Annotated in this window: 13 protein-coding genes; 9 read left to right on the forward strand and 4 right to left on the reverse strand. The window is 66.8% G+C overall.

Features of this window, described 5'->3' with window-relative positions; translation table 11 throughout:
- Positions 1–80 precede the first annotated feature (80 nt).
- Positions 81–407: a putative quinol monooxygenase gene (locus tag BR47_RS0118035; protein WP_029120373.1), complete on the forward strand. Its 327-nt coding sequence runs from the start codon at positions 81–83 to the stop codon at positions 405–407.
- A gap of 3 nt (positions 408–410) precedes the next feature.
- The gene (locus tag BR47_RS0118040) at positions 411–1,028 is read left to right on the forward strand and encodes an NADPH-dependent F420 reductase (RefSeq protein WP_029120374.1); all 618 of its coding nucleotides are present in this window, start codon (positions 411–413) and stop codon (positions 1,026–1,028) included.
- 1 nt (position 1,029) lies between these two features.
- On the opposite strand, the gene BR47_RS0118045 is transcribed toward BR47_RS0118040, so the two are convergent.
- The 3 genes from BR47_RS0118045 to BR47_RS0118055 form a co-directional block, all read right to left on the reverse strand.
- Positions 1,030–2,172: a serine/threonine-protein kinase gene (locus tag BR47_RS0118045; RefSeq protein ID WP_029120375.1), complete on the reverse strand. Its 1,143-nt coding sequence runs from the start codon at positions 2,170–2,172 to the stop codon at positions 1,030–1,032.
- A 61-nt stretch (positions 2,173–2,233) separates the two neighbouring features.
- Positions 2,234–2,599: a group I truncated hemoglobin gene (locus tag BR47_RS0118050; protein ID WP_020098823.1), complete on the reverse strand. Its 366-nt coding sequence runs from the start codon at positions 2,597–2,599 to the stop codon at positions 2,234–2,236.
- Between the two features lie 111 nt (positions 2,600–2,710).
- Positions 2,711–3,685, reverse strand: a complete 975-nt coding sequence (locus tag BR47_RS0118055; RefSeq protein WP_171024426.1) for an oxygenase MpaB family protein — start codon at positions 3,683–3,685, stop codon at positions 2,711–2,713.
- Positions 3,686–3,784: 99 nt separating this feature from the next.
- Here BR47_RS0118055 and BR47_RS0118060 point away from each other — a divergent pair, with 99 nt between their 5' ends.
- The 5 genes from BR47_RS0118060 (at position 3,785) to phoU (ending at position 9,501) form a co-directional block, all read left to right on the forward strand.
- Positions 3,785–4,372, forward strand: coding sequence for a TetR/AcrR family transcriptional regulator (locus tag BR47_RS0118060; RefSeq protein ID WP_020098821.1), 588 nt, complete (start codon positions 3,785–3,787; stop codon positions 4,370–4,372).
- 130 nt (positions 4,373–4,502) lie between these two features.
- Positions 4,503–5,504, forward strand: a complete 1,002-nt coding sequence (locus BR47_RS0118065) for an acyl-ACP desaturase (RefSeq protein ID WP_020098820.1) — start codon at positions 4,503–4,505, stop codon at positions 5,502–5,504.
- Complete coding sequence (gene dusB, locus BR47_RS0118070) at positions 5,492–6,667, forward strand: tRNA dihydrouridine synthase DusB (RefSeq protein ID WP_177127402.1); 1,176 nt, start codon at positions 5,492–5,494, stop codon at positions 6,665–6,667. Before BR47_RS0118065 ends, dusB begins: the two co-directional genes overlap by 13 nt.
- Positions 6,668–6,669: 2 nt before the next feature.
- Entirely contained in the window at positions 6,670–8,754 is a 2,085-nt protein-coding gene (locus BR47_RS0118075) for an LCP family protein (RefSeq protein ID WP_029120378.1), read from the forward strand.
- 78 nt (positions 8,755–8,832) lie between these two features.
- Entirely contained in the window at positions 8,833–9,501 is a 669-nt protein-coding gene (gene phoU, locus BR47_RS0118080; protein ID WP_020098817.1) for a phosphate signaling complex protein PhoU, read from the forward strand.
- Positions 9,502–9,555: 54 nt separating this feature from the next.
- Here phoU and BR47_RS30850 read toward each other — a convergent pair whose 3' ends face one another.
- Positions 9,556–10,140, reverse strand: a complete 585-nt coding sequence (locus BR47_RS30850; RefSeq protein WP_231506735.1) for a MarR family winged helix-turn-helix transcriptional regulator — start codon at positions 10,138–10,140, stop codon at positions 9,556–9,558.
- 76 nt (positions 10,141–10,216) lie between these two features.
- Here BR47_RS30850 and BR47_RS0118090 point away from each other — a divergent pair, with 76 nt between their 5' ends.
- Positions 10,217–11,191: a quinone oxidoreductase family protein gene (locus BR47_RS0118090; protein ID WP_029120379.1), complete on the forward strand. Its 975-nt coding sequence runs from the start codon at positions 10,217–10,219 to the stop codon at positions 11,189–11,191.
- 173 nt (positions 11,192–11,364) lie between these two features.
- Positions 11,365–12,237 carry a type IV toxin-antitoxin system AbiEi family antitoxin domain-containing protein gene (locus tag BR47_RS0118095; RefSeq protein WP_029120380.1) on the forward strand — a complete coding sequence of 291 codons (873 nt, stop codon included), beginning with the start codon at positions 11,365–11,367 and terminating at the stop codon, positions 12,235–12,237.
- Positions 12,238–12,341 lie beyond the last annotated feature (104 nt).

The following is a 12,341-nucleotide window of genomic DNA, read 5'->3' on the forward strand; positions in this document are numbered from 1 at the left end:
GACGACGATACCGCCAGGTCACCCCGATATTCGGCCACAAAGCCGTTGCAACATTGCTTGAATTCAAGCATTGTTATGCCATGAAGATTCTGAGCTCGCCCGGCGAGCCGTCCGTCGTCGAATACATCCGCTACCGGATTCCGCCCGAACGCGCCGAAGACTTCGTCGCAGCGTACCGAGCCGCCACGGTTCCACTGCGCGAGAGCGCGCACTGCCTGGGCTACGAATTGACCCGATGCGTCGAGGAAGCGGACCGCTGGATTCTGCGGATCCGCTGGACCTCGGTCGCCGATCATCTCGAAAAGTTCCGCCGCAGCACGCATTTCCGCGATTTCTTTTCGCACATCGCCCCCTTCGTCGACCAGATCGACGAGATGCAGCACTACGACGTGGCGCTGGTGGGCTGACCGATGCGGATCACGATCATCGGCGCCGGCAATGTGGGCAGCACCTTGGGAAGGGCATGGCAGCGTCTCGGCCACGAAATCACTTACGGGGTACGGAATCCCGACAACGACAGGTATGCGGGCCTCGGCGCAGCGGTGACCGACAACGCGACGGCCGCGACCGGGGCCGACGTTGTCGCGCTGTGCACGCCTTGGCAGGGGACGCAGGCGGCGGTGTCCGCGTGCGGTGACCTGACGGGAAAGGTGTTGATCGACTGCACCAATCCGCTGACGCCCGACGTCACCGCCCTCGAGTTGGGGCACACCACATCCGGCGCCGAACAGGTCGCCGCCTGGGCTCCTGGTACGCGGGTGTGCAAGGCCATGAACCAGATCGGCGCGCCGATGATGGACTCGCCCGCGTTGCCGTCGTCACCCGTCATGTTCATCTGCGGCGACGACGCCGATGCGAAAGCTATTGCGGCACAGCTGGTTCGCGAGCTGGGATTCGAGACCCTCGACGCCGGCGACCTCACCGCCGCCCGGCTGCTCGAGCCACTGGCGCTGTTGTGGATCCACATGGCGCTGCGCCGCGGCCTCGGCACCGGCTGGGCGCTGGGGGTGCTGCGCCCGGCAAGCTGAGTCAGTCGCGGTGCTTGTTCTTCGGGCCTTTGCCGTGCCCGTTGCCCGGACCGTTGGGCGTGGGACGGTCGTCGATGGGCGTCGGGGTCGAGGTCGGCGGCGGGGCCGACGTGGACGTCGGGGTCGGCTCCGGTGTGGTCGTCCCGACCGGCGTCGGCGTCGACGGCCGTGATGCGGCGTCGACGATCACCGCGATCACCGTCACCAGCACCACGATGGCGGCCGCACCCCACAGCAGAAGTCGCGAGCGGCGGCGTGGCGCGGCGACCGGCAGCAGCGACGTCGTCGGGTCCGGCAGCGGCTGCCCCAGCACCAGCGTCGGGGGACGACCGGCCGGCACAGCACCGTGCAGCGCCGCACGCATCTCGTCGGCACCGCCGAAGCGCACCCGCGGGTCACGGGCCATCGCCCGTTCGACGACCACCGCCAGCGCCGGGTCGACGTCGGGACGCAACGCACGTAGCGGCACCGGATGCCCCTCGATGACGGCCCGCGCGAGGTCGACGAGGTTGTCCTGCGGAAAAGGCCGCCGGCCGGTGAGTGCCTCGTACCCGACGACACCGACGGCGTAGAGGTCGTCGGCCACCGTCGCAGGCCGTCCCGACAGTCGCTCGGCGCTGAGATAGCCCATCGTGCCGACCACCTGGCCGGCCACGGTGTGGTTCGAGTCGGCGCTCTTGGCGATGCCGAAGTCCGAGATCTTCGCCGCCCCCGAGTCCGCCAGCAGGATGTTCCCGGGCTTGATGTCACGGTGCAGGATGCCCGCCGCATGGGCCGCGGCCAGCGCCGAGAGCACGCCGTCGAGGACGGCTCGGACCACGTGTTGGGGCAGCGGACCCGCGGCGATCACGTCGGCCAACGTCCGCCCCGGCAGCCGTTCCATGACGATGAACGGTGTGCCGTCCTGCTCGCCGTAGTCATGCACCGCGACGACGTGCGGGTGGTTCAGCCCGGCCGCGGCGCGGGCCTCGACCTGGAACCGGTGCCGGAAATCCGGCTGATCACTGAACTGCGCGTAGAGCAGTTTGACGGCCACCGGCCGCTGCAGCTGGGTGTCCCACGCGTCGCGGACCTCTGCCATACCGCCGTGACCCAGCGTGCCCCGCAATTGGTAGCGGTCGGCGAGGACGCCCTGAACTGGCATGGCCTCAACGCTAGTCCTGATGCCACCCCGCGGGCCCAGGCAGAGTCGGTGCTGTGGGCGCTCAGGCGCTCATTGCCGTGACGATATCGTCGGCCAGCGGCGCGATCGCTGCCATGATCCGCTGCACGGTCCGCGCCGGAACGCCTGCCGCAGCCAGGCTTTCACTCAGATACGCGGCCACCAGATTGAAGTGCTGCCGGGAAATCCTCCGACCGCGGTGGATGTCCCGCATGGATGCGCCCGTGTAGGGCTCCGGCCCACCCAGTGCCGCGGCGAAGAACTCCACCTGCCGGCCCTTGAGTCGTGGCATGTCGGCGCCGGCGAAAAAGCCGGCGAGTTCGGGGTCGGCCAGCACGCGCTCGTAGAAGTCCGCCACCACCTGTTCGAGCGCCTCGACTCCTCCGATCTGTTCGTAGATGCTCGTCATGCGTCGAGCCAACACCGGCCGTGTTGCCTAACCATTGCCCGACGGTGACCCAGCGACTAAATCGGCCTCACAGACCCCTCGAAATACTGCGAGTACCGCAAAACGCCTGAGTCAGTCCACCTTTGGGCAGTAGAACTGCGGCTGACCCCGGTACTCGACGGGCGGCAGGTTGCGTGCGGGCGTCTCCACCAGCGGCGAATCGATGGGCAGCCGGCCGGTCGCCCGGTCGATCGCCGATCGCTTGCGCGGATGCATCAGCCTGCGCTTCGGGCCGTATTTCGAGACCAGCGTGATGACCTGGCACAGCCGGTCGTGCACCCACTGTTGCCGGGGCGACCACGTGTAGCCCATCAGTTCGCGCACCGGCGGGTCGTAGAGCGCCACCGTCATGAAGGTCAGGAAGCGCTGCATCACCTTGAGGTTCTGGGCCCACAGCCAGTCCGGAATCCATTGCAGCGAAGGATGTTTGGGCATGGTCGACAAATCCATGACCTCGCGCGCCGCATAGTTGTTCTCCAGCACGTTGCGGCACATGTGATCCCAGTAGACCTCGAAGTCCTCCCAGCTCTTCGGCACGGGCCGCATGCTCATGCCGTACATGCGGTACCAGGCGACGTGCTCGTCGAACAGTTGACGCTTGTCGGCCTCGGAGATGCCGCCGCCGAATTTCTCGGCGGCCAGCAGGGTGGATTTGAAGAACGTCGAGTGGGCCCAATAGAAGACGTCGGGGTTCAGCGCGCTGTAGCGGCGTCCCTGCTTGTCGACGCCCTTGATCCCGATGTGATAGTCCCGCACCTCGGCGCCGGTCTGCGGTGCACGGTAACCGTCGAACACCACGCCGCCGATCGGGTAGATCGACCGGAGAAGCCGCGGAATCCGCTCCATGAAGAAGATCGAGTGCTCCTCGACCGCCGCCCCGAGCTGCGGATGCATGTTCTGCATCGAGCCCGCCCAGGTGCCCTGGAACAGCCCGGTCCATTGGCCGAAGTACTTCCACGTCAGCGAGTCGGGCCCCAGCGGCACCGCGTCATAGCCACCGGAAGTGACCGGGCAGCCGGCCGCCACGGGCACAGAGTCGCTGGTCATGGGGCATGCGTCGGAAGTATTTTGAGTCACCGGCATTCTTTCCTGGATGTCAGCGGGTATCCTGACTACACGCGTTGTCAGCCACAGCTTAGGAGTCACGTGCCTTCCGGTCAACGACAGGGCCGCTGGTCCGCCGTCCCCCTGGCGGACCGCCCGACGCGGCGCCGCGAGGCGCTCATCGAAGCCGGCATTGCCGCGCTCGGCCATTCCGACGGCCCGGCTGCGACGGTCCGGACGGTGTGCCGCACCGCCGGCCTGACCGAACGCTATTTCTACGAAAGCTTCACCGACCGTGAGGATTTCGTCCGCGCCGTGTACGACGAGGTGTGCACGACGGCCATGGCGGCACTGACCACATCACAGAGCCCGCGCGACGCCGTCGAGCGGTTCGTCACGATGATGGTCGACGACCCCACCCGTGGCCGCGTGCTGCTCATCGCCCCGGCGCAGGAACCGGTCCTCACCCGCTCGGGCGCCGACTGGATGCCGAGCTTCATCGAGCTCCTGCAGCACAAGATGTTCCCCGACGGCGACCCCGCGCGGCGGGCGCTCGAGGCCACCAGCCTGATCGGTGCCCTCACCGCGTTGTTCACCGGATACCTGGGCGGGAAGCTGCCCGTCACCCGAGAGCAGTTCGTCGACTACTGCGTCGACATGCTGATGAGTCGGGTGCCGTCGCACCGGTAACGCCTACGAAGCCGTGACGTCACAGTTCAGATTCACCGATCGGACATGCGTCACAGCAACTTGATGTCACTACGGGACACAGATACTCTGACTGCTACCACCAGGTACAGATATCTATTCGGGAGGCGCCATGACAGCCGACTACACCGACCTTCAGCTTCTGCATGAGCTGGAGCCGGTCGTCGAGACGCTCGTCGACCGCCACATGAACATGCGGAAAGACTGGAACCCGCACGACTACATCCCCTGGAAAGAGGGCAAGAACTACTACGCCCTCGGTGGCCAGGACTGGGACCCGGAGCAGTCCAAGCTCTCCGAGGTCGCCCAGACCGCCATGGTCCAGAACCTGCTGACCGAGGACAACCTGCCGTCCTACCACCGCGAGATCGCGATGAACATGGGCATGGACGGCGCGTGGGGCTACTGGGTGAACCGGTGGACCGCCGAAGAGAACCGCCACGGCATCGCCCTGCGCGACTACCTCGTCGTCACCCGCAACTGCGACCCGGTCGAGCTCGAGGAACTGCGCGTCGAGCAGGTCACCCGCGGCTTCTCGCCCGGCCAGAACCTGCAGGGCGACCTGTTCGCCGAGAGCCTGTTCGACTCGGTCATGTACGTCTCGTTCCAGGAGCTGGCCACCCGCGTCTCGCACCGCAACACCGGCAAGGCCTGCAACGACCCCGTCGCCGACCAGCTGCTGCAGCGCATCTCGGGTGACGAGAACCTGCACATGATCTTCTACCGCGATGTCTCGGCCGCCGGCCTGGACATCAACCCGAACCAGGCGATGGCCTCGCTGCACCGCATCGTCGAGAACTTCAAGATGCCCGGGTACACCGTGCCCGACTTCCGCCGCAAGGCCGTCATCATCGCCGTCGGTGGCGTCTACGACCCGCGCATCCACCTCGACGACGTCCTCATGCCGGTGCTCAAGAAGTGGCGCATCTTCGAGCGCGAAGACTTCACCGGCGAAGGCGCGCGACTGCGCGACGACCTGGGCCGGATCATCAACGAGCTCGAGGACACCTGCGCGAAGTTCGAGGTGGCCAAGGAACGTCGTCTGGAACGCGAGCGCAAGGTCGCCGAGAAGAAGGCGATGAAGAACCTCCTGGTGTCGACATCAGCGTCGTAACCGAAGCTGTCAGCGAGACGGCCCGATCCCTTCGGATCGGGCCGATCTCGTTGCGCTCTCCGGTCGTCCTCGCGCCCATGGCGGGTGTGACGAACGTCGCCTTCCGCACCCTGTGCCGCGAGCAGGAGCTCGCCCGCGTGGGCACCGTCAGCGGGCTGTACGTGTGCGAGATGGTCACCGCGCGGGCCCTCGTCGAGCGCAACGCCGCGACGCTGCACATGACGACGTTCGCGCCCGAGGAATCCCCCCGCTCCCTGCAGCTCTATACCGTCGACCCCGCCACCACGTACGCTGCGGCCAAGATGATCGTCGACGAGAACATGGCCGACCACATCGACATGAACTTCGGCTGCCCGGTGCCCAAGGTCACCCGCCGCGGCGGCGGTTCGGCCCTGCCCTACAAACGCAAGCTGTTCGGCCAGATCGTGGCGGCCGCCGTGCGCGCCACCGAAGGCACCGACATTCCCGTCACCGTGAAGTTCCGGATCGGGATCGACGACGCCCACCACACCCACCTCGATGCCGGCCGGATCGCCGCCGAGGAAGGTGCCGCCGCCGTCGCCCTGCATGCCCGCACCGCCGCGCAGCGCTACTCCGGCACCGCCGACTGGGATCAGATCGCCGCATTGAAGGCCCACGTCACCGGCATCCCGGTGCTCGGCAACGGCGACATCTTCGACGCCGACGACGCACTGCGGATGATGGCCGAGACCGGCTGCGACGGCGTCGTCATCGGCCGCGGCTGCCTGGGCCGGCCCTGGCTGTTCGCCGAACTGTCGGCGGCCTTCAACGGCCAGCCCCGCCCCACCCCGCCGACGCTCGGCGAAATCGGGGACATCATCCGCCGGCACGGCCAGCTGCTCGCCGACCATTTCGGCGAGGACAAGGGCATGCGCGACATCCGCAAGCACGTCGCCTGGTACCTGCACGGGCTGCCCGCCGGCGCGGATCTGCGTCGTGCGCTGGCGCTGGTGAAAACCCTGGCCGAGCTCGACGAGCTGCTCACCCAACTGGATTCCGATGTGCCGTTCCCGGACTGCGCAGAGGGCCCACGAGGCCGGCAGGGGTCGCCGGGTTCCGTGGTGCTGCCCGAAGGCTGGCTGGACGATCCCGACGACTGCACGGTGCCGTTCGGCGCCGACTTGGTCAACTCCGGCGGGTAAACGTGAGCGACCGCGACCGGACCACCCCCGGTGAGGGTGACGGCGATGCTGCCGGCGACAGCCCCTGGGTAACCCGTACGACGCGGGCCGCGGGCCCCGTCCGGGCGCCGTGGGAGCGAGCCGGTCGCCTCCAGAGCCAGCCGGACGACGAGAGCGCGGACGACGAGGGAACCGGGAGCCACGGCGGCGGTGGCGTCACCGTCGCCGAACTCATCGCCCGGCTCTCGGGCGGTACGGCCGCGCCGGCGGTCGAAGCGCCCGCGCCGCCCAAGCGCCCAGAACCGCAGCGGCCCGCGCCGGCGCCACGGAACGCGCCGAAGCGCGAGCCCGTCGCCCCCGCACCGGTGGCCGAGGAACCGGCGCGCACCGCCCGCCTTCGACTCGAATCCGAGCCCGCCACAGAGGTTTTCGGTGCGCCGCTGGCCGAACCCGTCGCGCTGACCGAACGGCCACGGGCCGTGGTGCGCACCGACGTCCGGAACTACATCGACCACCCCGAGCGGCCGGCGCACGTCGACGCGCCCCCACCGGTCGATCACCACACGCGCCACCGGTTCGCGGTGGCCGGCCGCATCCTCATGGCGCTGGCGGCCGTCATCGCGCTGTCGATGACCGGCGCCGCCTGGCAGTGGCAGAACATCAAGAACAACAACATGAACCGCGTCTCGGCGCTGGACCTCAACTCCCGCGACATCATCGACCCCAACGCGCAGTTCGGTGACGAGAACTTCCTGATCGTCGGCGTGGACAGCCGCTACGGCCAGAACGCCGACATGGGGGCCGGGACCACCGAAGACGCCGGCGGCACCCGCTCCGACACGATCATGCTGGTCAACATCCCGGCGAACCGCAAACGTGTTGTGGCGGTGTCGTTCCCGCGCGACCTGGCCATCAAGTCGACACAGTGCGAGGCGTGGGATCCGAAGACCGGCGGCTACGGGCCCATCTACGACGAAGACACCAAGAGCTATGGGCCCGACCAGGTTTACACCGAGACCAAGCTGAATTCGGCCTATTCGTTCGGTGGGCCGAAGTGCCTGGTGAAGGTGATCCAGAAGCTGTCGGGCCTGTCGGTGAACCGGTTCATGGCAGTCGATTTCGCTGGTTTCTCAAAACTCGTCGATGCCGTCGGCGGCGTCGAGGTCTGCAGCAGCACGCCGCTCGAGGACTACGAACTGGGCACCGTGCTGGAGCACTCCGGCCGCCAGGTCATCGACGGTCACACCGCGCTGCAGTACGTCCGCGCCCGCCAGGTCACCACTGAGGTCAACGGCGACTACGGCCGCATCAAGCGCCAGCAGATGTTCCTGTCCTCGCTGCTGCGGTCGATGATCTCCAAGGACACGTTCTTCAACATCGGCAAGCTCAACAACGTCGTCAACCTGTTCATCAACGACTCCTCGGTCGACAACGTCACCACCAAGGACCTGGTGCAACTCGGCCAGTCCATCCAGGGCGTCAGCGCCGGCCGCGTCACCTTCGTCACGGTGCCCACCGGCGTCACCGACTCCGAAGGCAACGAGCCGCCGCGCGTCGACGACATGCGCGCACTGTTCGACGCGATCATCAACGATGACCCGCTGCCCGAGGAACGCAACTCCGACAACACCCCGGTTCCGCCCACGCCGGCCGCGCCCAGCAGCGCCGCGGCCACTTCGGACGGCGAAGAGGTCAACACCACGACGACCGACCCGAGCCAGGTGACGGTCCGGGTGTCGAATTCGACCGGTCAGGACGGCCTGGCCGCGACCGCATCCAAGGAATTCGAGCAGCACGGCTTCACCGTCAACTCGCCGGACGACTACCAGGGCCAGGTGACGTCGACGACGGTGTTCTTCTCGGCAGGGCACGAACAGGCCGCGGCGACCGTGGCGTCCACGCTGCCCAACGCCCACGTCGAGCGGGTGTCCGGCCTCGGGGACGTGGTGCGAGTGGTGCTCGGGACCGATTTCACCGCGGTGGGAACCCCCGCCGCCAGTGGTTCAGCGGCCCAGATGCGGGTGACGCACGGCAGCCTGTCCGGCGAGCCCACCAAGCTGCCGGAAGACCTCAGCATCACCAATGCGGCCGACACGACCTGCAAATAGCATCTGACCTGTCCCATTCACCGGCCGTTCATTGCCAGATCACGGCACGTCTCATGGCCAGAAAGTAGTCTGGAGCCCATGCGTACCGCGTACCACGAGCAGCTTGAGGGCCTGACCAACCGCCTTGGCGAGATGTGCGGACTGGCGGGTGTTGCCATGGAGCGCGCGACCCAGGCTTTGCTGCAGGCCGATCTGGTGCTGGCCGAGCAGGTCATCTCCGACCACGAGCACATCTCGGCCCTCAGCGCACAGGCCGAAGAACAGGCCTTCGTCCTGCTGGCCCTGCAGTCCCCGGTCGCCGGTGACCTGCGGTCCGTCGTCGGCTCCATCCAGATCGTCGCCGATGTCGACCGCATGGGCGCGCTGGCGCTGCACGTCGCCAAGATCGCCCGCCGCCGCCACCCGCAGCATGCGCTGCCCGAGGAGGTCAACGGTTACTTCGCCGAAATGGGCCGTCTGGCAGTCGAATTGGGCAACACCGCGCAAGAGGTGCTCCTCACCCAGGACCCGGAGCGCGCCGCCCGTATCCAAGAAGAAGACGACGCGATGGATGACCTGCACCGTCATCTGTTCAGCGTGATGATGGACCGCGAGTGGAAGCACGGCGTGACCGCGGCCGTCGACGTGACGCTGCTCAGCCGCTTCTACGAGCGCTTCGCCGACCACGCCGTCGAGGTCGCGCGTCGCGTGATCTTCCAGGTCACCGGCCGCTACTCCGACGACGACGGTCTGCCCACCATCCGCTGAGTTTTTCCCGCGAGAAGACGTAAAACTGTCGTTTTCACGCGCAAATCGACAGTTTTATGTTCCCCCGCAAGCGGGAGGTGCCCCCAGCTCGCGAGCGGAAGGTGCCCCCCGCTCGGGAGCTGGGGGCGACCCCAGCCCGGCGGGGACCAACCGCACGCCGTCCCGGCTCGTCGCCAATAAGTCCTGCAGCATCTTCTCCAGCATCGACAGTTCCGCGACGGTGTAGCGCGACAGGAAGTCGTGCCGGCCGGCGTCCATCTCGTCGTGCATGCGCTGATGTACCTCGATGAGGCGTTTCCCGTCCGCGGTGGGGTTCAGCTGCAGTTCTTTGCGGTTGCCCGGCACCGGCGAGCGGGTCACGAGCCCGGCGTCGACCAGCTTCTGGACGTGCTTGGACACGGTGCCCTTGAGCTGCCCGGCGCGCGCGGCCAGGCCCACCACGCTGATCGGGCCGTCGGCGAGCTCCGCCAGCAGATGCAGACCAAGGGTGGGCAGCTCACGCACGGTGCGCTCCAGCCGGGGCGGGCAGTGCGCGGCGAGGTAATCGCGCTCGGCATCAACCTCGTCGGTGTCGAACTTGTCCCCCACCGCGCCGACCAGCGAGCTGATCTCGGCGATCAGAGCGGATTTGGTTTTCATGGAAACCATATTGCCATCCACTGAGCCATCGGCATATAGTTTCCTAAGAAACCATATTCTGAGCCGAGGAGCACACATGAAGGCAGCGGTCGTGCACGAGTGGGGACAGCAGCCCCGGTACCTGGATTTCCCCGAGCCCCAGCCGCGTGACGGCGCCGTCGTCGCCGCCGTGGAGGCGTCGGCACTGACCAACCTCAGCCGCATGGTCATCATGGGAAAGCACTACAGCAGCAAGGAGATTCAGCTCCCCGCCATCGCCGGGGTCGACGGCGTCGCCCGCCTCGATGACGGTTCGCGGGTGTACACCGGTTCGATTGCGCCGTACGGGTTGATGGCCGAACGCACCCGGGTCAACCCCGGTGCGGCTGTCCCCGTACCTGAACATGTCGACTCGGTGACCGCCGCGGCAGTGCCCAACCCCGGCATGTCGGCGTGGATGAGCCTGGACTACGCCGCCCAGACCAAGCCCGGCGACCAGGTGCTGGTCCTCGGCGCCACCGGCGTCACGGGATCCCTGGCAGTGCAGTTGGCCAAGTTCGTCTTCGGGGCGGGCCGCGTCGTGGTGGCCGGCCGCAACCCCGAACGACTGGAGTGGCTCCGCACCGTCGGAGCTGACGACGTCATTGCACTCGGCACCGATGATCTGACGGAAAGCGTTGTGGCCCAACACTCGGCGCGGCCGTTCGACGCCGTCATCGACTACCTGTGGGGCGAACCCGCGCAGCAGACCCTCGCCGCCCTGGCCGCCGCGCATTCGTCGACCCATTTCCACGCCACACGCTTCATCCAGGTCGGTTCGATGACCGGGGCGAGCATCAGCGTCGACGCCGCCACGTTGCGCAGCACGGGCATCACGCTTCAGGGCGTGGGTATCGGCAGCGTCCCGCCGGAGGCCCTGCAGCGCGCCCGCACCGAAGGCCTGACTCGGATGTTCGCGATGCTCGACGCCGGCGAACTGCAGCTGACCACCGTTGCGCGCCCACTCGCCGACATCGAAAACGTCTGGGCGGCAAAGGAACCCTCCGGCACCCGCGTCGTCATCACGCCGTAGGACGCAGTTGGGTCACCTCCCCTCGCGAGCTGGGGGCACCTCCCGCTTGCGGGGGAACGTAAAACTGTCGTTTTCGAGCGAAAAATGACAGTTTTGCGTCTGCTCGCTGAGTTATCCACAGGGCTGGAGGCCGGATGGTGGCGGCGACGGGATGCGGCCGCCACCATCGACGCATGACGCTCGAAGACGTATTCGCCGTCCACAACGGCGTTGCGACAGCACGACAGTTGCTCGCGACGATGACCGATCGGGCACTCGCACGCAGAGTCCGGGAGGGAGAAGTCTTCCGGGTGTGCCACGGCGTCTATTCCGCGCGGCCTCCAGACACAACAAGCCGGCTCAGAGCACTGGACCTGCTGTCCGACGTCCCCATCGTCGCCTGTATGAACACTGCCGCCGCGATGTACGGCTTCGATACCGAACAGGACGATCGGACCCACATCCTCGACCCGGGCGTGCGCATACGGACTTCGCTCGACCTCATCGTGCACCAGCGAATTGGCGCGCCGCTCAAGAAACTTGACGGCCGACTCGCCACCGCGCCCGCATGGACAGCGATAGAAGTCGCCCGGACACTGAAACGTCCGCGGGTGCTAGCGGTATTAGATGCCGCTCTCCGCAGCGGCACCTGCAGCAGGGCGGAACTGCTGCAGGCCCTTGAGGAACAACGTGGTCGTCGCGGCGTGGTCAATGTCCGCGAGCTGCTGCCATTGGCTGACGCGCGAGCCGAGTCTCCAATGGAATCCGAGATGCGGCTGGTCTTCATCGAATGGGAGCTTCCGACTCCCGAATTGCAGTACGAGATACGCGATCTCCACGGTCAACTATGGCGACTCGATTTCGCCTGGCCCGAATACCGCGTGGCAGCTGAGTACGACAGTATGGAATGGCACTCGAATCCCGTTGCGGTTAAACATGATCGCATCAAGACAGCACGGCTACAGGAAATGAGCTGGACCAGCGTTCCGGCTGTCGTCGACGACATCAGGCAATACCCGGTCGAGCTGTGCACAAGAATCAGGCGTCACTTTGATCGCGCGGCATGAGTTCCTGCGCGAACAGACGCAAAACTGTCAATTTTCAAGCAAAAACGACAGTTTTACGTTCCCCCGCAAGCGGGAGGTGCCCCCAGCTCGCGAGAGAAAGTGAC

The organism is Mycobacterium sp. UNC410CL29Cvi84, from assembly GCF_000686745.1.
Taxonomy (GTDB): Bacteria; Actinomycetota; Actinomycetes; order Mycobacteriales; family Mycobacteriaceae; genus Mycobacterium; species Mycobacterium mucogenicum_B.